The sequence below is a fragment of the Neobacillus sp. MER 74 genome (genome assembly GCF_023714155.1).
Genome location: NZ_JAMAUV010000001.1, coordinates 57,474 through 76,965, shown reverse-complemented (window position 1 = coordinate 76,965; position 19,492 = coordinate 57,474). Strand labels below are relative to the sequence as shown.

Below are 19,492 nucleotides of genomic sequence, written 5' to 3'. Positions count from 1 at the left end.
AAATGACATTGCTTAAAGGGTTGAAAATATTGGATTTTTCTACATTGCTTCCTGGTCCATATGCCACGATGCTGCTAGCAGATCTAGGTGCTGAGGTTTTACGAGTGGAATCTGCTACAAGACCTGATCTCTTGAGAGACGGGTATCCACGTGATGGTAAAGATTCAGTGAATCATGGTTATATCAATCGCTCAAAAAAGTCGATTACCCTAGATTTAAAAAAAGCAGATTCTATTGATATAGTGAAAAAATTAGTTGCTGAATACGACATTGTATTAGAACAATTTCGTCCAGGTGTAATGGAACGCTTGGGATTAGGCTACGAAGCCTTAAGAGAAGTAAACCCCAAATTAATCTACTGTTCAATCACTGGTTTTGGACAAACTGGGCCATACCGCCATCGCCCAGGACATGATAACAACTATTTGTCCATTGCTGGAGTTGCAAGTTATTCAGGTCGTCAAATAAATGGACCTGCACCAGCGGGAATTCAAATTGCGGATGTAGCTGGCGGTTCCTTGCATGGGGTAATTGGAATTCTGTCAGCTGTTATCCATAGAGGCCGTACAGGTGAAGGACAGTGGATTGATATCAGTATGACAGATTGCAGTTTTGCCCTCAATGCTACCACTGCAGCCGGTTATTTGATGGGAGGAATTACCCCTGAGCTCGAGCAGACATTTTTAAATGGAGGTATCTTCTATGACTATTATGAAACAAAAGATGGCCGCTATTTTTCTGTAGGAAGTTTGGAGCCTCAATTCCGTAAGCTTCTATGTGAAGGAATAGAACGTCCAGACTTGATTGAACTCAGCTTAAGTGAGCTGCAAGAGGATATTCAGGCTTTTAAACAGGCGGTTCGGACTGCCTTCCTTTCAAAAACATTTGCAGAGTGGCAAACAATCTTTGCTAAAATCGAGGCTTGTGTGGAACCAGTCCTTACATTTGCCGAGGCATGTGAGCATCCGCAAATCGTGAGTCGGGGAATGATTGTAGAAGTTCCGAGACCAAATGGGGGCTATCAAAAACAGGTAGCTTGCCCGATTAAGACTTCTGTCTTCAAGCCCGAATATAAACATATCGGCGTGGGACTTGGTGAGCATAACAAAGAAATAGTAAATCCACTTCAGCAATTGCAAAAATAGAAGGAGAGAAATTTGTTATGAAATCTTTGGAGGATATTTTTTCTCTATCTGGTAAGGTGGCGCTGATTACGGGGGCAAGCCGCGGATTAGGAAGGGAAATGGCATTAGCGTTTGCAAAAGCGGGAGCTGACATTGTTATCGTCAGCCGTAAGCTTGATGCCTGTGAAAAGGTGGCAGCTGAAGTAGAGGCACTTGGCAGGAGGGCAATGCCAATCTCATGTCACGTCGGGCGCTGGGAGCAAATCGATGAACTTGTTAATACGGTTTATGAGCATTTCGGAAAAATTGATATTTTAGTCAATAATGCCGGGAAATCGCCATTATATGAGTCCTTGGCAGATGTAAGTGAGGCAATGTGGGACAGCGTCATCTCGTTAAATTTGAAAGGACCGTTTCGACTTGCTGCTTTAGTGGGGAAACGAATGGCAGGGGGTGAGGGAGGTTCGATTATAAACATTAGCAGTATTACAGCAGTCAGTCCGACGGCGGATGAGGTACCATATGCCGCTGCAAAGGTTGGTTTGCATGCGCTTACAATTGGTGTTGCCAACACCTATGGACCAAAAGTACGCGTCAATTGTATTATGCCGGGGGCATTTTTGACGGATATTTCAAAATCATGGGATGAGACGGTCATGAAAAAATTTGAAAGTCAAACTTCGTTAGGGCGGCCAGGCCGGCCGGAAGAAATTATCGGAATGGCTCTGTACCTTGCATCTGATGCATCGAGCTATACCACCGGTGCCATCATTCCAGTTGACGGCGGTTACCGGAAATAATTCATTCAATCAAATAATCTTAACATAGAAGGATTGAAAAAAGTATGTTTGAAAAATCAGAGAAAGCAAAGCGGTTTGAACATGATCTAATTCAATTTATGGACAAATACATTTATCCAAACGAAGCTGTCTACGAGAAACAATTAAATCAAAATCGGTGGGATGAACCGCAGGTAATGAGTGAACTAAAAGAAAAAGCAAAAAAAGCAGGGTTATGGAATTTATTTTTACCTGAAAGTAATAATGGTGCAGGATTGACCAATTTAGAGTATGCCCCGTTGTGTGAAATCATGGGCCGGTCAGCGATGGCACCTGAAGTATTTAACTGTGATGCACCGAATACTGGAAATATGGAAATCTTGGACCGCTTTGGAACGGAGGATCAAAAGGAAAGATGGTTAAGACCATTATTGGAAGGGGAAATAAGGTCTACTTTTAGTATGACAGAACCGGATGTAGCCTCCTCGGATGCCACCAATATCAGAACCAGTATACAAAGAGATGGCGACTATTACGTGATAAATGGACGAAAATGGTGGCAATCGGGAACTGAATCTGCAAAGTGTAAAATATTGATCGTCATGGGAAAAACAGATCCCTCTGCTCCGAAGTTTGAGCAGCAATCTATGATTCTAGTACCAAAAGACACTCCCGGAGTGAAGATTGTCCAAAAGTTAACGGTACTTGGATATGATGATGCTCCCCATGGACATTCAGAGATTATTTTTGAAAATGTTCGTGTTCCTGTATCCAATATTTTATGGGCAGAAGGGAAAGGATTTGCGATTGCCCAAGCAAGGCTTGGCCCGGGAAGAATTCATCATTGTATGCGCCAGATTGGAGCTGCAGAACGTGCCTTGGAATTAATGATTAAACGGGCAAAAAGCCGGGTAGCTTTTGGAAAACCAATATCTGAACAAGGTGTTATTAGAAATTGGATTGCGGAGTCCCGCATCGATATCGATCAAGCCCGGCTTTTAACGATGAATGCAGCCTACATGATGGATACAGTTGGCAATAAAGCAGCTCGGGCAGAAATTGCCATGATTAAGGTCGCTGCCCCAGAAATGGCGTGTAAGGTCATTGATCGCGCCATTCAGGTACATGGTGCTGGCGGTCTCAGCGATGTTTTTCCTTTGGCAAGAATGTACGCACATGCAAGGATGACGAGAATTGCTGATGGACCAGATGAAGTGCATAAAGAAACCGTAGCGAAATTGGAAATTAGAAAGTATGCCGAGTAATCTTTTGGATAGAAAAAGCTTTGTTGGGAGCTGTTTGCATGAGTAAAGAGGTAAATTTCAAAACGACATCAGAAAATGGAATGGACGATTTGAACTGGGAAGCAGTTAGAAGATATCTGCAAAAACATATTGATGGGTTGCCAGATCAACCATTAATGGTGAGTCAGTTTCAAGCAGGGGCATCTAATCTTACCTTTCTCATTCAGTGTGGAGACTGGGAGGCGGTATTGCGCCGCCCTCCCTCTGGACCGCTTCCGCCAAAAGCCCATGACGTAGAAAGAGAATCAAATATTATGTCCCGGCTTCATCCGTTTTTTCCGTATGTACCGAAACCATATTTATTTTGTGAAGACAAAAGTATCATCGGAGTACCATTTTATGTGATGGAACGAAAAAACGGATTGATTTTCGATAAGGAATTCCCAATGGGGATCACCTTTTCAGAGGCAGATTGCAAACAGGTCTCCTATCTGGTTGTCGATACCATGGCAGAACTACATTCGGTAGATGTCAAAAAGGCCATGCTTGAGGAGTTTGGCCGGCCGCAGGGTTTTTTGGAAAGACAGGTACATGGCTGGATTAAACGGTTTCAGCTTTGCAGGACGGAAGAAATCTCCGTTTTTGAATCGCTTTCCAAGTGGCTGGTCGAGAATATTCCCCAATCAAATGAGGCTGTCCTTATTCATAATGACTACAAATTAAATAATATGCTCATTTCAGAAGATCTTCAAAAAGTAGAGGCGGTGGTGGACTGGGAATTAGCGACGATTGCCGACCCCTTATTCGATTTAGGAACTACTCTCGGATATTGGAATCAGCATGATGATCCTGAATTGCTTAAGCATGGGCTCCCAAGTATTACAGCAAATCCAAGCTTTATCAATCGTAGAGAGTTTGTTGAACGCTATGCAGCGAAAACAAAGCGGGATGTCTCCAACCTCCACTTCTATTTGACCTTTTCATATTTCAGAACGGCCATTGTACTGCAGCAAATGCATTATCGCTGGAAAATAGGAGCCTCCCAGGATAAAAGATTCGCTGCCTTCACTAATTCGGTTAAAGTATTCATGGAGCATGCATACGAACATTCGTTGAATAAAGGGAATTTTCGATTGTAATGAGTAATAGGCATTATTCGATTTTTTTAAGGGAGGTGTAATTAATAGAAAAATAATAGATTTCATGAAGAATGTTCACGTTTTTTCTTTATCAATAAAAGGGGGAGATGAGAAAATGAACTTTGGAAATTTACATGAGCGCTTACAAATATATGCGAAAAACAGACCAAATGATGTAGCTGTAATTTATGGTGATACGAATAGGACATATCTAGAACTGTATGAAAGAGTAAATGCTCTGGCCAATTCACTCATTGAAGCAGGTGTAAAAAAAGGAACACACGTTGTATTGTACATGAAAAACCGAATAGAAATGCTGGAAGCTTTATATGCGCTATCTACCGCTGGTGCAGTTGCGGTACCCGTCAATTACATGATTGAAGGAAATGATCTACGTACATTAGTGAATAGCTCGGATGCGACGCATGCCATTGTAGAGACGGAAAAGCTGGCTGCATACGAAACGGTTTTAGACGTTCTTCATACAATTACTGCTAATTCGACAATCATCATTGGTGGAACAGCTTTATCCTCCATTTACTTAGATTATGAGAAACTCATTTCCAATGGATCAACGGAACCACCTAACATTGAAGTGACTGGTAAAGACGTTGCGGCCATGATCTACTCATCGGGTACCACTTCATTACCAAAAGGAATTTTGTTTACACATGAAACGATGATTTACCGGGCATTTATTGGAGCAACTGAATGGAAATTAAATTTCGGTGATACTGTATTGATATCTGTTCCAATGTATCATAGTGTTGGCCATTTATTTTCATTTTATATAGGTTTGACTGGTACCAAACTTGTCATTACAAGAGATTTTGATCCAAGAGATACGCTATCTAAAATTCAGAATGAAAAGATAACGTTTGCGTTTTTTGTACCTACACAATATGTAATGATGTTGCAGGTTCCAGATTTTGATGATTTTGACCTATCGTCTTTGAAGATGTTACTTTGTGCTGCAGCACCACTAGCTGAGTCTGTTAAAAAGCGGATTATCGAGAAGTTCAAGACAAATTTATCAGAATTTTTCGGGTGTTCAGAAACTAGTGCGTTTATTATCCTTCGTCCAGATGATGTCATTCGTAAAACAAGCAGTGTCGGTCAACAATGTGCCTTTTTTCAAGTTCGGCTTGTTGATGATGAAGGAATAGATGTAGGTGTTGGGGAAGAAGGCGAGTTTGTCGTTCGGGGAGCTGGATTATTTAGTGAGTATTATAAGCTGCCGGAAGAAATGGAAAAATCATTTTTACCAGGTGGTTGGTTTAAGACTGGGGATATGGGCAAAGTAGATGATGAAGGATTCTACTACTTGCTTGACCGCAAAAAAGATATGATTATAAGCGGTGGTGTCAACATATATCCGAAGGATATTGAAGATGTTCTATTTACACATCCTGATATTCTGGACGCTGCAGTCATAGGTATTGCTGATGAGAAGTGGGGAGAAGCGGTAAAAGCTGTTGTTGTATTAAAGTCTGATTCAGATATTGACGAAAAGCAATTGTTAGATTTTTGCAATTCAAAACTAGCAAAATATCAGAATATTAAAGTGCTCGAAGCGGCACCTTCCCTTCCGAGAAACCCCTCTGGAAAAATACTAAAAAGAGAACTACGGTTAAGAAGTTAGTTCTAAAAAACAAACGATCTATGAAAACTCTCTTCCTAATAACACTATCTTTTTCAAGGAGTTGTTGTTGGTGTTCCATTATCTAGATATGGGTAAAGGTGAACCATTGGTGTTGATTCATGGCTTTGGCAGTAAAAAAGAAAGTTGGAAAAATCAATATGAGCTTTCAGAATCATATCGGTTAATTATTCCTGACTTATTAGGGCATGGTGAATCAAATGACGTAGAAAATATATCGATACCGAATTTTGCTAAAAATATAATTAGCCTGCTAGATCAATTAGGAATAGAATCAGCACACTTCTGTGGTATTTCTTTAGGTGGAATCATAGTACAGGAAATTTACAAATTATTTCCAAAGAGAGTAAGGTCCATGATTTTATCAAATACCACTTCATATCTACCGAAAACTGGGGCAAAGTGGATTCTTAAAAAGAAAATTGACCAATTTTTATCGGCACCTAGAGAAAATATAGTCTCAGCGGCTGCTTCAAATTGTTTATATGATCAAAATCCAGAATTTATTCAAGAAGTAAAAGATGCTTTATTATTAAAGGATGAAACATATATTAAAACAGCAAAAGCAACAATAGGTGTAAATTATTTATTTATGTTACCTTTTATTAAAGTACCAACACTTATTATTGGAGGTTTATACGACAAACTTTTACCGGTAATATTAGCTAGACAGACACACCTAATGACCTTAGGAAAAGCAAAATTGGTCATTTTGGATGAATGTGGTCATGCACCTATCATTGAATGTAAAGAAAGATATAATGAATTATTACTTGAATTTCTAAATGAGCAGAGTCAAATTTATGAACAGGTAATCTAATGAATGATCCAACTAAACATGGACAAAAATTATTATTAAAAAAGCTATGTTAAAGAACTTGTTTATTTTGATTTTGAAGCTCGTTGATTGGAGCGGAAATCAACAGACTAGTTTAACAGAGCCATTAAAAAAGAAACGTTTAGGTGCTATGGGTGCTTAAACGTTTCTTTTTTCTATTTTATTATTTTTTTCGTAAATCATGTTCTAATCTTGTTAGGAAAACTTTTGATGGCTCGGTTAAATGGTTGTCCCTCAAGCAAACCCAGCCTACATGAAACGACTCCCAGCATGATACCTCTAAATCAACATATGCGAGGTTTGCAATTTGCATTATGAGGCTGCGCTCAAAGGATAAATCCATCGCAATCGTCGAAGCAAAACCTTCAGAAACCAATTTTATTATGGTCTCTGAATGATTTGTCCAAAACAATATATTCAATGACCCATACGTACGTTCAAATTCATCAATAGACTTTTGTAAAATTTCATCCTTATAAAGTACCAGTGGCAACTGACGAAGGTCTTCTATCGTAATGGATTTTTCCAATACGAATGGAGAGCGTTTGCTTACCACTAGCAACAAATTACCCTCTAATAATAGTCCCTTTAATAAATTGCGTTTTTGCATTAATTCTTCGCGTAATATCATGATAGCGACATCGATATGATTACTTTGGAAATCAGCTTCGATTTCCGAGATTGTTTTCTCAGTGATCGACAACTTGAGTTGAGGGTAGTCTTCTTTAATATTCACGAGAGTATCGACAATTAAGGATGTAAGTCCGGGTGAACTGGCTATTCTTAATTCGTTGGTTTGTGGATTTGAATACTCCATCGCTGCCTTTTTCAGGAGCTGAATTTGGCTTAATACAGAATTAGCAATGTCAATGATGTTTTGTCCTTCTGCTGTAGGAGATGCGCCCAAATGGCTGCGATGAAACAGTTTAATCCCAAGTTCCGCTTCAAGATTTGAAATTGACTGGCTTATTGCAGGTATCGTGATGTCTAAATGATTAGCTGCCTTAGATAAAGATCCGGCTTTAGTAACTTCAATAATATATTCAATTTGTTCCAAATTCATGAGAACCACCCTTAAGTGTTAGTTAAATCCTTTTAAGTTAATTTAAAATTTACCTAAACCATAGAGCTTATTATAATGAAAAAAGAGAGAACATTCAACATAGTCTGACGGCCAGAGTATAATCGAGTTTCTCACACTATTTGGCAATGTATTGGAGCAATTTCTAAAGAAGAAAACTGTTGTCATTGTTAATCGCACTTATTAAATAAGATTTAAATTAACGGAGGTCATGATGATGTTTTTGACGGACAAAGTTGTTATTATTACAGGCGCTTCCAGTGGAATTGGCCGTGCAACTGCCAACAAGATGGCAGAGCAGGGAGCAAAAATCGTTGTAGCAGATTTTAATGAAGCGGGTGGGGTGGACAAGAAACCGTTGATCAAATCGTGTCAACAGGCGGAAAGGCTGTATTTATTAAGGTAGACGTTTCTATACAAGAACAAGTCGAGAATGCTGTGAATTTTGCTGTTGAGCAATACGGCAGGCTGGATGTCATGTTTAATAATGCAGGATTTGGAATCACTAAACCTTTTATCGAACATGATCCAGTTACTTATAACAAAGTTGTAAGCGTTAACCAGCATGGAGTTTATTACGGGATGTACTTCGCAGCTAGAAAGATGGTTCACTTGGAATCAAAGGGGTTATCATTAATACTGCTTCTGCACTAGGTATGATGGCATCATCCTATAAAGTTAGCTATAATGCGTCAAAAGGTGCAGTGGTTATGATGACCAAATCAGCTGCTCTAGACTTAGCGCAATATGGTTATTCGCGTTGTAGGTATTGCGCCAGGAGGAGTTGATACACCTATTCTTGACCAGGCAAAGGTGAGGGATGGTGTCGAAGAACAGATCAAAAAACTGCATATGAGAAAAGTTCTTTTAGACTCAGAAGAATTGGCAAATGTTGCCGCTTTCCTAGTAAGCGAGTCAGCAAGTGGAATTAATGGACAAATCATCAATGTGGACGATGGATTTACGAGTTTTAAAAGCTGGTAGTATAAGCCTGGGCTTGAGGGGATAACCAAAATAGTAGGTATGAACTTTTCATGTCAATGGAGGATTAAACATGTAAAAGGTAGTAGAAAAACAATTTTTAAAGGAGGTGATATAAGAGAATAATAGGATTTAACAATCGTTGGGAAAATAGAAATAAATGTTTTACCTGTTGTTTTTAAGATAATAAGTTCACGTTTTTTACATCACGAAAAGAAAGGTAGATTAATAATGAATATTGGAAATTTACATGAACGATTGCCGATTTTTGCAAAAAACAAACCCAACGAGATAGCCGTTGTTTACGGAGATACAACAAGGACATACCAGGAACTGTTTGATAGGGTAAATGCGTTAGCAAATTCGCTTATTGAAACAGGCGTAAAAAAAGGGACCAACGTTTTATTGTACATGAAAAACCGAATTGAAATGGTAGAAGTTTTGTATGCGCTGTCAACAGCTGGTGCTGTTGCGGTACCCGTCAATTACATGATTGAAGGAAATGATTTACGCACATTAGTCAATAGTTCGGATGCCACTCATGCCTTTGTAGAAGTAGAAAAGCTAGAAGCCTTCGAAACGGTTTTAGACGTTCTACACACGATTAACTCAAGTTCGACAATTATCATCGGTGGAACACCTTCCATTTCAACCTATTTTGAATATGAAAACCTCATAGCCAATGGTTCAACGGAACCTCCTAACATTGAAGTCACGGGGAAAGACGCTGCGGCAATGATCTATTCCTCAGGAACTACTTCCTTGCCAAAAGGGATATTAGTAACACAAGAAACAATGATTTACCGAGCATTTATTGATGTTAGTGAATGGAAATTAAATTACGGTGATACTATATTGATTTCTGTTCCAATGTATCATAGTGCTGGACATTTATTATCATCTTTTTTAGGTTTGTGTGGAAGTAAACTTGTTATTACTAGAGATTTTGATCCGAGAGGTACCTTATCTTTAATTCAGGATGAGAAGGTAACGTTTGCGTTTTTTGTGCCTACACAATATATCTTGATGCTTCAGCTTCAAGATTTTGATGATTTTAATCTATCTTCTTTGAGATTGTTACTTTCTGGAGCAGCACCACTTACTGAGTCTGTAAAAAACCGAATTATCGAGAAGTTTCAGACTGATTTATCTGAATTTTTTGGGTGTTCTGAAACTAGTAACTTTTTAATTCTTCGTCCGGAGGATGTCATTCGAAAAACAAGCAGTGTCGGACAACAGTTTGCCTTTTTCCAAGTTCGGCTTGTTGATGATGAAGGTATAAATGTAGGTGTTGGGGAAGAAGGTGAGTTTGTTGTTCGGGGCGCTGGATTGTTTAAAGAGTATTATAAGCTGCCGGAGGAAATGGAAAAATCCTTTTTGCCTGGCGGCTGGTTCAAAACTGGAGATATGGGTAAAGTGGATGATGAAGGATTCTACTATTTGCTGGATCGTAAGAAAGATATGATTATTAGCGGTGGTGTTAATATCTACCCGAAAGATATAGAAGAAGTCCTCTTTACACATCCTGACGTCATGGACGCAGCGGTAATTGGCATTCCTGATGAAAAGTGGGGGGAAGCAATAAAGGCAGTTGTTGTATTAAAGTCAGAGTCGGTGGTTGACGAACAGCAATTAATCAAATATTGCAATGAGAGATTAGCTAAATTTCAGAATATAAAGGTGCTCGAAGTGGCTCCTTCCCTTCCGAGAAATCCTTCTGGGAAAATACTGAAAAGAGAACTTCGTTTAAGAGGATAATTCTAACAATTTAACAATCTTTTGATTAGTACTTTATAAAAAATTAACTTCTAATAGAATTTGCACAGGAGGAAAAAGAAATGCACGTAAAGGAATTATTTGATTTAACCAACCAAACCGCAATTGTTACTGGGGGAGGAACAGGGATTGGAAAACAAATCGCTTTTGCTTTTGCAGAAGCGGGAGCAAATGTTGTTATATGCTCGCGTAACGTTGAAGTATGTCAGGAAGTTAGCAATCAAATTAAGGAACTTGGTGTCAAATCGCTGGCAATTAAATGTGATGTATCTAATCCTGAAGATATAAATAATGTTATTTCCGAGACACTAAAAAAATTCGGAAAGATTGATATTTTAGTAAATAACAGTGGTGCTACCTGGTATGCTCCTGCATTAGAGATGCCAGTGGAAAAATGGGACAAAGTAATGGATGTAAATCTGAAAGCAGTATTCCTCTTTTCACAAGCTGCAGCCAAATTAATGGTAGAGCAAGGATCAGGCAAAATTATTAATGTTGCTTCTGTTGCAGGTTTTGGCGGTCAAAATCCGGAAAAAATGGATGTAATTGGCTATACAACTAGTAAAGGCGCTGTCATCACGTTTACTCAAGATCTAGCAGTAAAACTTGCACAATATAATGTCCATGTAAATGCAATCGCACCAGGATATTTTCCTACCAAAATGGCAAAATCTGCTGATAAATTACTCAGGGATTTAGCGCCAATTGGTCGAGTTGGTACAGATTATGACATAAAAGGTGCAGCATTATTTTTAGCTTCAAAAGCTTCAGATTATGTCATCGGTCATGTTTTGCCAGTAGATGGCGGACTCAAAGCAGTAGTTTTATAGAGTTGTAGTTAGTTTAGTCAAATACAAGCAAACTATGTATATAGCAATTAGTAAAATATAAAAAATGAAGGCAAGGTGAAGAAAATGAGTAGAGAGAATAATACTAACAATTTAAGAGAAATAAAGAGTTTAGAAATTCTATGGAATCAAGCCTATCAACAACTGGATGTTTGGAATGACCGAGCTAAATATCGAGAAGAAGTACTTTTAACCTCTGTAGAAAATCTGGTTGATGATGTTAAACGCAATCAAGATAATGCGAAGGAATTCATTGAACAGTTTACAAAAGAACAGTTAGATTGTGAAAAAAAAGCTCGAAATGAATTATTTTCATATACTACAAGTCTTTCACAATTATTCCCCAAAATTTCACATTTCGATATTAATCAAAATTTTAATCATTTCCTAAATAAAGTGTTGGAGTTATCAAAACTACCAGTTGAAAAGCTTTCAAGACCTGAATTTCTTGAAAATTTAATCAAATCAACAGAGAAATATGTTGAATTTAAACGTAACAAACGTGAAAGGTTAATTGATAGCCTAAAAGAAAAGACGATGACCATTCACAATAGTCAAGAAAAATTAATCCTTTTACTTTCAACACCTATAAAAAACGTTTTATTTCCGGTAAGTAAGTTTATTGTGCAACCAAGAAAAGGTAATGAAATTTAACTTGCTTAAGATTTATGACAATTATTTGAGAAAGGCTGGTAAAAAGGATGTCAAAAAACAGCACGTATGATCCCTTTGATACATTAACCAAGCTTACTGTTCAAATGGAAAATCAGGTGAATGATTTAGTATATCAGTTAACGGACAATAAGGAATTTGTTGGTTTATTAAAAAGGGGTACTAATATACAAGCTCTTTTACAAGAGCGTTTAAATAAGAACAACGGTTTGTTGGCCTCAAAGTTAAACATACCAACAAAAAACGACCTGGCTGATGTGGCAAAAATTGCGATTCAAACAGAGGAGAAACTGGATAGCTTAGAAGAACAGCTTTGGAATTTAACTGATTTTGCAGATAAAACGAATCGAGAAATTGAAAGTATTGTAGCAGCATCCAGTGAAGTTTTGAAAGTAGCAAAACAACTAAATTCCGAATTAGCCGAATTAAAAAAAGATCAAGCAGAATTAAGTGAACTTAAAAAGGAGTTTACTAAACTAAAAGAAGAAATGAGTGCTATGAAAGAATTTATCACGTTTACGATTTCTTCAGAGTTGAAAAAAGGTACTGAAATGAAGCAGAAAAAATCCAAACAAGCTGAACCAGTCACGTCTGATAATAAAAATTAAATGGACCGGAGAATAAGAACATGGCATTGATATCCCAACTAATGAATAATATCCCCTCAATGGATTTTACAAAAGAACAAAAACGATTGAATCGCTTTATTAATAGATTGAATGATCCTAAACCAAAGGTTAACCAAACACCAAGACAAGTGGTTTGGAAGAAAAATAAAGCAACTTTATGGCATTATCCTGCAGTAGAGAAAAAGTATGAAACACCTATATTTCTTGTTTATTCTTTAGTAAGTAAGGCATATATTTTGGACTTGGCTCCTGGAATAAGTGTAATCGAACAATTAGTAGGCCGTGGTTACGATGTGTACTTGCTTGACTGGGGTGTACTAGGATATGAAGATAAGGGCATTACATTTGAAGATTATATTGTAGATTACCTGCAAAAAGCTGTAAGAAGGGCACTTCGTCATTCCAACGCAGATGAGATTACCCTTTGGGGTGCTTGTCTAGGTGGTGTAATGGCTTCCATGTATGCTGCAATTGCGGAGGAACCTATTAAAAATTTAATCCTTACAACTCCTCCAATTGATTTTAGAGCAGTTATACAGATGCTTCCGGAAAAATGGGCTGAGGGAATTCTAAATAATGAAATAAATATAGATCGCTTTGTTGATGTAAATGGACTTATACAGCCTAGGTATATGTACACTCTCAGCCGATCCATTAGTGCACCTATTAACTTAAGTTCATATACAACGCTTCTTAATCATTGTTATAACGATAAATTTGTAGATAAATGGTCGCGTATGGATATGTGGACGAAGGATCATGTTCCGTTGTCCGGAGAAGTTGTTCGTCAAATCATTAATGATTTTATAGTAGAAAATAAGTTTATCGAAGGGAAGTTAACCGTCCGCGGAAAAAGGGTGGACCTTAAAAATATTCATGCCAATATACTTGTCATGACAGCAGCAAATGACACTGTGGTCCCAGAAGAAGCAAGTCTTCCAATCATGGATGCAGTTTCTAGTAATGACAAGACCTACGAGACGTTTATGTTTGGACATATTGGAATGTTTCTATCAGACAAATGTCCAGCCTACATTGATAAGTGGTTAGAGAGTCGTTCTAAACAAGTTCAAAATTAATTCGATATAGAAACGTACAAGCACTCCACTATGGGGTGCTTATACGTTTCTAAGTTGGATTTATTAAAATGCAGACATGGAGATAAAATAACAAATACTACATAAAAATGAATTTATGTTTTAGCTTTTTGAAAAGTCTTCCTCTAATCTTGCAAGAAATATCTTCGCCGGTTCGGATATTAATTTATCTTTCGAACACACCCATCCTACTGGTAAAGGTCTCCAGCGAGAAAATTCGATTTCAATACAAGTAAACTCTTTATTTATGATAGATGAATTGTGCCTAAAGGGGATATCCATCGCAATTGTAGCGGCAAAGTCTTCATGTACTAACCTTTGAATGGTACTCGAGTGATTCGTATAAAATAATATATTCAATGGGCCAAATTCATTGGTTAACAGACCCAGCATACGTTGTAATATCTCAGTTTTATGGATTACCAGAGGCAGTTTTAACAGTTCATCAATGGAAATGGATTTATACCGCGCAAGGAAAGACTTTCGGCTTACGACCAATACAAGTTTACTATCAAACAGTCGTCCTGTTAAAAATTGTTTATTTTCAAATAAATAATCATCAAATAATATCGTCAATCCAATATCGACTTTTTGCTGCCGTATGTCCTCTGTAATTTCTGCCATGTTTTTCTCTGCCATGATAATCTGGGTTTGAGGGTAGTCTCTCTTAATACTCTTAATAGTATTTAAAGCCAATGGCATTAACCCGGGAATACTAGAAACGCTTATCTCCTTGAATTGAGGTTCTGAAAAGTTTAAAGCGTCCATTTTTATTTCCTGAAGGATACTCATTGCATGATATGCTTTTTTTAAGATGATTAGACCTTCAGGAGTTGGTGTTGCTCCCAAATGACTCCGGTGAAATAACAGGATTCCAAGCTCTGATTCGAGATTGGAAATAGATTGGCTAACAGCAGAAAGTGTGATATTTAAATTGGCTGCTGCTTTGGACAATGATCCTGTCTTCGCGATTTCCACCATATACTCAAGTTGTTCTATCTTCATAAAAATATCAACCTCTTTAATTTATCCTAAAACTGCCTATAATAATTAGATTTGTCTAATATTGTAACAGATTTACCTTCTGATTTACTTTTATTTTTAATAGAATGTAAATTTTACTATTATTCTATTCTGATTAGGCGTTAATAAAACTATTTTGTTGCCTCTATATTTGATCCAATGCATTTTCACTATGTGTTTGTAAAACCCTTTAATAATTTTTAAGAGGATGTTAATTAAGTTTAAATTCCTCTAAACCCTATTATTAAATTATAATGAAACAAGATTCATATATTAATTTGAATTGTTGAACAATTGACAGCGTAATCATCAATCCTAACGATGTTTTACTAAATTAACAAAAAGTGAAAAAAGGGGATAAAAATGAAAGCTTGGCTATTTGAAAGAGTAGGAGAACCTATGAAGCTGGTTGATTTACCCAATCCAAAGGCGAAACCTGGTTGGGTCGTACTTAATGTAGAAGCGGTAGGAATGTGTCATTCGGATATTGCGATGACCGATGGGACAGGAACAAAGTGGTTATCCCACTTGCCTATAGTCCTAGGACATGAAGTATCCGGGACGATTGCTGAAATTGGTGAAGGCGTTAATGGGTTCAAAGTTGGTGATCGAGTAGGTGTGTCTGGGAGTGCAGAGGATGATGAAAATGTTGTTAATAACGGAAGCATTCTCGGCGACAGTATTCCAGGTATCCATGTAAATGGCGGGTATGCGCAGCAAACGATGGTTCGTGCTTCTCGTCTTATCCCAATACCTGATGAAGTTTCCTTTGAACAGGCTGCTGTTGGGACGGATGCCCTTACCACTGCTTATCAGGCTGTGATGTCGTCCGGTAAGGTTAAATCGGGTGATGTTGTAGGAATTATTGGACTTGGCGGATTAGGAATGAACGGTCTTCGTATTGCTGCAGTATCTGGGGCAACTGTTTATGGAGTGGACCTTAATGAAGATCTTTTTGAAGAGGCTATGAAAAATGGAGCAAGTGGATGCATTAAAGATATTAGTGAGTTAAGATCTGTTAAGCCGAATGTCATCATTGATTTTGCTGGAATGGGTACGACAACTTCCGAGGCCGTGAAAGTGGTAAATGTGAATGGCCGTGTTGTTGTAGTAGGGCTAGGAAAGCTTGAAGCAATAATTGACACTCAAGTACTGATTAGACGCCGAATCGAATTAAAAGGGTCTTTGGGTGGAACTCATGAGGATTTAAGGCAGGTCTATCGATTACTTGCGAAAGGTTTAATTACCCCGACATTAACAGAAGTCCCATTTAATGAACTTAACTATTATTTAGAGCAATTCCGTGAAGGAAAAACACGGGGGCGTATTTTTACCCGTCCCAATTGTTAAATCTATTATTAAAACTATGAGAAAAATGATAACGATTCCTTAACGGAAAAGATGATGAAGGGAGGTGAAATATATATTTCATTCTGCATTAAATGTCCCAATAAACTAATTTGGGGCAGATGCGAAACTCGATTTATGCAAAAAAATCACTAGTTAATCGGAGGGGTAAGATTAATGTTAGCAACAAAAGGATTAAGTCATGCATCACGTAATTTCCCGGAGAAAACAGCGATTATCGATGGGAATCACCAATTTTCCTATAAAGAATTTGCATCTCGGACTGCAAAAGTAAAACAGTCCTTGAATCAGCTTCAAGTAAAAAAAGGAGATCGGGTTGCGCAGTTAATGTTAAATGAATTTCGATATATAGAAATTACCTATGGCGTAATGGCAGCGGGAGCAGTCATAGTTCCGCTGAATACGAGACTTAATCTTGTAGAAATAGTAGATATTTTAAATGATTCTGGAGCAGAAGTACTGTATTTACATAAGGAATTTTTATCGATCATTCCTGAACTTAAAACTCACGTTAAAAAGTTAAGACATATTGTTTTGGCTGAGGATGAGGATATTGCCGAAGGGTTTGATGGTATAGAAGGAGTTCACCCCTATGAACGACTCCTGAGAGAGCAGAAGGAAGAAACTTTTACTGTAGAAGACATCCATGAAGACGATGTAGCAGGTATTTTTTATACAGGAGGGACTACTGGACGCTCCAAAGGTGTAATGCTTACGCATAAAAACATATTAACTAATGCATTTCATGCAGTTGTAAGTTTACCATACACAGAAAAGGATACCTATCTACACGCTGCACCAATGTTTCACTTGGCCGAAGCTGGCGGGATTTTTGGACTGACCATGGTGGGTGGAACACATGCCTTTGTCCGCTCATTTACACCTGGCGATGTCCTTGAATCCATCAACAAAATTAAACCAACGTGCATGCTGCTGGTACCGACCATGATTAATATGCTGATTAACTCACCTGATTTTCATCAATATGATGCAAGTGCATTGAAGAAACTTCTTTATGGTGGTTCTCCAATGGCACCTGAATTATTAAAAAAATGTGCCGGGTTAATGCCCCAGGTTGAGTTTTACCAAGGGTATGGAATGACAGAAACCGCTCCAATTTTATCCCTGCTCAAATCGAAAGATCATGTAGGGAAGCGTTTAGTTTCATGTGGACAGACAGTTCAGGGAGTGGAAATGAAGGTTGTTGACCAAGAAGGAAGAGAAGTGCCTGTAGGGGAAATTGGAGAGTTTATCGCTAAAGGCCCCAATGTTATGAAGGGATACTGGAATCTACCAGAAGAAACTGCAAAAGCGATTCGGGATGGCTGGTATTATACAGGAGATATGGGTTACAAAGATGAAGACGAATTCTTCTACATTGTGGATCGTGCCAAGGACATGATTATTTCCGGCGGTGAAAATGTATACTCTGCTGAAGTTGAAAGTGTATTGTACAAGCATTCCCATGTGTTGGAATGTGCGGTTATTGGAGTACCGGACGCAAAATGGGGAGAAGCGGTGAAAGCAGTAGTAGTTCTGAAAACAGCAAATAGTGTGACCGAGGAAGAACTTATATTATATGTTCGCCAACATCTTGCCAACTATAAAGTTCCAAAATCGGTTGATTTTATGACTGAGCTGCCGAAAAACGGTACAGGAAAAATATTAAAACGTGACTTACGCATGCAATACTGGAATGGACAATCAAGAGTAATTAACTAAGTTTATAATTATTGGAATATTAAAAATACAACTGGAGGAAATTGAAATGAACATTAAGCAATTATTTGATTTAACTAATAAAACCGCGATCGTAACTGGAGGCGGAACGGGGATTGGAAAACAAATTGCTTTTGCATTTGCAGAAGCAGGAGCAAATGTTGTTTTATGTTCCCGTAAAGTTGAAGTCTGCCAAGAAGTTAGTAATCAACTAAAAGAAATGGGTGTTGACGCACTTGCATTAAAATGCGATGTTTCAAATCCAGATGATATCGATAATGTCATTTCGGAGACAGTAAAGAAATTCGGAAAGATTGATATTTTAGTCAATAATGGTGCGACGACTTGGGCAGCACCTGTGCTAGAAATGCCTGCTGACAAATGGGACAAAGTTATGAACGTAAATGCAAAAGGGGTATTCCTCTTTTCACAAGCAGTCGCCAAATTAATGGTCGAACAAGGAGCAGGTAAAATCATAAATATTGCTTCCATTTGCGGATTAGGTGGACAAACGCCAGAAATAGGTGATGCCATTGGCTATTCTGCAAGTAAAGGCGCAGTCATCAATTTCACTAAAGATTTTGCTGTAAAACTTGCACCTAAAAATGTCCATGTCAATTGCATTACACCAGGATTCTTCCATACTAAGATGGCTGATCCTATTATTGAACAAGCAAAAAGATTTACACCGATGGGACGCTCCGGCTCAAACTATGACATGAAGGGTGCAGCTTTATTCTTAGCATCCAACGCATCAGATTTCGTAACCGGACAAGTATTAGGAGTAGATGGCGGAATACAAGCAGCCATCGTTTATTAGAAAAAATTTTGATTTTAATCTTAGAAGAATAGGAAAGGTGAAGAATAATGAATAAAGAGAATAGCATGGTTGAAGAATTAAAGAGTTTAGATCTTTTATGGAATCAAGTATATCAACAACTGGATGTATGGAGCGAACGAGCGAGTCAAATAGAAGAAAACCTTGTAAACTCAGTAACAAATTTAGTAGAGAATGTAAAACGCAATCAACAAAATGCAAAAGAACTCATTCAACAGTTTACAAAAGAACAATTGGAGTGGGAAAAAAACGCTCGAAACCAGTTATTTTCATACACAACTGTCCTGTCAGTGCTCATACCAAAAATCTCATATGTTGATATTAATCAAAACTTTGAGCAATTCCATAATAAAGTAATGGAGCTATCTGAGCAGCCGGTTGAAAATCTTTCCAGACCTGAATTTCTTGAAAACTTAATTCAAACAACAGAGAAATATGTTGAATGTAGGCATAACCGTCGTGAAAAGTTAGTGGAAAGTATAAAAAGGAAGACGAAGGTCATTCACAATAGTCAAGAAAAAGTTATTCTATCACTTTCCAAGTATATGAAAAACGTATTATTTCCAATTAATAGATTCATTGATCCACTAAGCAAAGTATCAGCTGTTCGTGATGAAATTTAATTAATAATTGGGTGAAAAAGTTTAACACAGCAAATAATAAGAGAAAGGCTGGC

At 37.8% G+C, this 19,492-nt stretch carries 21 protein-coding genes; 19 read left to right on the top strand and 2 right to left on the bottom strand.

Annotated features, from left to right (window positions below):
* Nucleotides 1-2 precede the first annotated feature (2 nt).
* The 6 genes from M3610_RS00370 (at nucleotide 3) to M3610_RS00345 (ending at nucleotide 6,766) form a co-directional block, all read left to right on the top strand.
* Nucleotides 3-1,145 (top strand): CaiB/BaiF CoA transferase family protein, encoded by a 1,143-nt coding sequence (locus M3610_RS00370; protein ID WP_251455949.1) that lies wholly within the window; start codon nucleotides 3-5, stop codon nucleotides 1,143-1,145.
* Nucleotides 1,146-1,162: 17 nt separating this feature from the next.
* A complete protein-coding gene (locus tag M3610_RS00365) occupies nucleotides 1,163-1,924 on the top strand; it encodes an SDR family NAD(P)-dependent oxidoreductase (RefSeq protein WP_251455948.1) in 762 nt (253 codons plus the stop codon).
* Between the two features lie 44 nt (nucleotides 1,925-1,968).
* Nucleotides 1,969-3,168: an acyl-CoA dehydrogenase family protein gene (locus tag M3610_RS00360; RefSeq protein ID WP_251455946.1), complete on the top strand. Its 1,200-nt coding sequence runs from the start codon at nucleotides 1,969-1,971 to the stop codon at nucleotides 3,166-3,168.
* Between the two features lie 38 nt (nucleotides 3,169-3,206).
* The gene (locus M3610_RS00355) at nucleotides 3,207-4,286 is read left to right on the top strand and encodes a phosphotransferase family protein (RefSeq protein WP_251455944.1); all 1,080 of its coding nucleotides are present in this window, start codon (nucleotides 3,207-3,209) and stop codon (nucleotides 4,284-4,286) included.
* Nucleotides 4,287-4,401: 115 nt separating this feature from the next.
* The gene (locus M3610_RS00350; RefSeq protein ID WP_251455942.1) at nucleotides 4,402-5,928 is read left to right on the top strand and encodes a class I adenylate-forming enzyme family protein; all 1,527 of its coding nucleotides are present in this window, start codon (nucleotides 4,402-4,404) and stop codon (nucleotides 5,926-5,928) included.
* 70 nt (nucleotides 5,929-5,998) lie between these two features.
* Complete coding sequence (locus M3610_RS00345; RefSeq protein WP_251455940.1) at nucleotides 5,999-6,766, top strand: alpha/beta fold hydrolase; 768 nt, start codon at nucleotides 5,999-6,001, stop codon at nucleotides 6,764-6,766.
* 181 nt (nucleotides 6,767-6,947) lie between these two features.
* On the opposite strand, the gene M3610_RS00340 is transcribed toward M3610_RS00345, so the two are convergent.
* On the bottom strand, nucleotides 6,948-7,847 hold the full coding sequence (locus M3610_RS00340) for a LysR family transcriptional regulator (RefSeq protein WP_251455938.1): 900 nt from the start codon (nucleotides 7,845-7,847) through the stop codon (nucleotides 6,948-6,950).
* Between the two features lie 232 nt (nucleotides 7,848-8,079).
* Here M3610_RS00340 and M3610_RS28290 point away from each other — a divergent pair, with 232 nt between their 5' ends.
* The 9 genes from M3610_RS28290 to M3610_RS00310 all read left to right on the top strand — a co-directional run bounded on the left by M3610_RS28290 (nucleotide 8,080) and on the right by M3610_RS00310 (nucleotide 13,850).
* Complete coding sequence (locus M3610_RS28290; RefSeq protein ID WP_311315785.1) at nucleotides 8,080-8,271, top strand: SDR family NAD(P)-dependent oxidoreductase; 192 nt, start codon at nucleotides 8,080-8,082, stop codon at nucleotides 8,269-8,271.
* Nucleotides 8,235-8,519, top strand: coding sequence for an SDR family NAD(P)-dependent oxidoreductase (locus M3610_RS28285; RefSeq protein ID WP_311315784.1), 285 nt, complete (start codon nucleotides 8,235-8,237; stop codon nucleotides 8,517-8,519). The genes M3610_RS28290 and M3610_RS28285 overlap by 37 nt, the downstream gene beginning before the upstream one ends.
* A gap of 2 nt (nucleotides 8,520-8,521) precedes the next feature.
* Nucleotides 8,522-8,653: a hypothetical protein gene (locus M3610_RS28280; protein WP_311315783.1), complete on the top strand. Its 132-nt coding sequence runs from the start codon at nucleotides 8,522-8,524 to the stop codon at nucleotides 8,651-8,653.
* Nucleotides 8,613-8,849 carry an SDR family oxidoreductase gene (locus M3610_RS28275; RefSeq protein ID WP_311315782.1) on the top strand — a complete coding sequence of 79 codons (237 nt, stop codon included), beginning with the start codon at nucleotides 8,613-8,615 and terminating at the stop codon, nucleotides 8,847-8,849. Before M3610_RS28280 ends, M3610_RS28275 begins: the two co-directional genes overlap by 41 nt.
* A 228-nt stretch (nucleotides 8,850-9,077) precedes the next feature.
* Nucleotides 9,078-10,604, top strand: a complete 1,527-nt coding sequence (locus M3610_RS00330; RefSeq protein ID WP_251455936.1) for a class I adenylate-forming enzyme family protein — start codon at nucleotides 9,078-9,080, stop codon at nucleotides 10,602-10,604.
* Nucleotides 10,605-10,684: 80 nt separating this feature from the next.
* On the top strand, nucleotides 10,685-11,452 hold the full coding sequence (locus tag M3610_RS00325; protein WP_251455934.1) for a glucose 1-dehydrogenase: 768 nt from the start codon (nucleotides 10,685-10,687) through the stop codon (nucleotides 11,450-11,452).
* Between the two features lie 84 nt (nucleotides 11,453-11,536).
* Nucleotides 11,537-12,124: a hypothetical protein gene (locus tag M3610_RS00320; RefSeq protein ID WP_251455931.1), complete on the top strand. Its 588-nt coding sequence runs from the start codon at nucleotides 11,537-11,539 to the stop codon at nucleotides 12,122-12,124.
* A gap of 47 nt (nucleotides 12,125-12,171) precedes the next feature.
* A complete protein-coding gene (locus M3610_RS00315; protein ID WP_251455929.1) occupies nucleotides 12,172-12,750 on the top strand; it encodes a polyhydroxyalkanoate biosynthesis repressor PhaR in 579 nt (192 codons plus the stop codon).
* A 20-nt stretch (nucleotides 12,751-12,770) separates the two neighbouring features.
* Entirely contained in the window at nucleotides 12,771-13,850 is a 1,080-nt protein-coding gene (locus M3610_RS00310; RefSeq protein ID WP_251455927.1) for an alpha/beta fold hydrolase, read from the top strand.
* 120 nt (nucleotides 13,851-13,970) lie between these two features.
* On the opposite strand, the gene M3610_RS00305 is transcribed toward M3610_RS00310, so the two are convergent.
* Nucleotides 13,971-14,873, bottom strand: a complete 903-nt coding sequence (locus tag M3610_RS00305; RefSeq protein ID WP_251455925.1) for a LysR family transcriptional regulator — start codon at nucleotides 14,871-14,873, stop codon at nucleotides 13,971-13,973.
* Between the two features lie 381 nt (nucleotides 14,874-15,254).
* Here M3610_RS00305 and M3610_RS00300 point away from each other — a divergent pair, with 381 nt between their 5' ends.
* The 4 genes from M3610_RS00300 to M3610_RS00285 all read left to right on the top strand — a co-directional run bounded on the left by M3610_RS00300 (nucleotide 15,255) and on the right by M3610_RS00285 (nucleotide 19,439).
* Nucleotides 15,255-16,241 carry a zinc-binding dehydrogenase gene (locus tag M3610_RS00300; protein WP_251455923.1) on the top strand — a complete coding sequence of 329 codons (987 nt, stop codon included), beginning with the start codon at nucleotides 15,255-15,257 and terminating at the stop codon, nucleotides 16,239-16,241.
* A gap of 174 nt (nucleotides 16,242-16,415) precedes the next feature.
* Nucleotides 16,416-17,981, top strand: coding sequence for a long-chain-fatty-acid--CoA ligase (locus tag M3610_RS00295; protein ID WP_251455921.1), 1,566 nt, complete (start codon nucleotides 16,416-16,418; stop codon nucleotides 17,979-17,981).
* 46 nt (nucleotides 17,982-18,027) lie between these two features.
* A complete protein-coding gene (locus M3610_RS00290; protein WP_251455920.1) occupies nucleotides 18,028-18,798 on the top strand; it encodes a glucose 1-dehydrogenase in 771 nt (256 codons plus the stop codon).
* Nucleotides 18,799-18,845: 47 nt separating this feature from the next.
* Nucleotides 18,846-19,439 (top strand): hypothetical protein, encoded by a 594-nt coding sequence (locus M3610_RS00285; protein WP_251455919.1) that lies wholly within the window; start codon nucleotides 18,846-18,848, stop codon nucleotides 19,437-19,439.
* Nucleotides 19,440-19,492 lie beyond the last annotated feature (53 nt).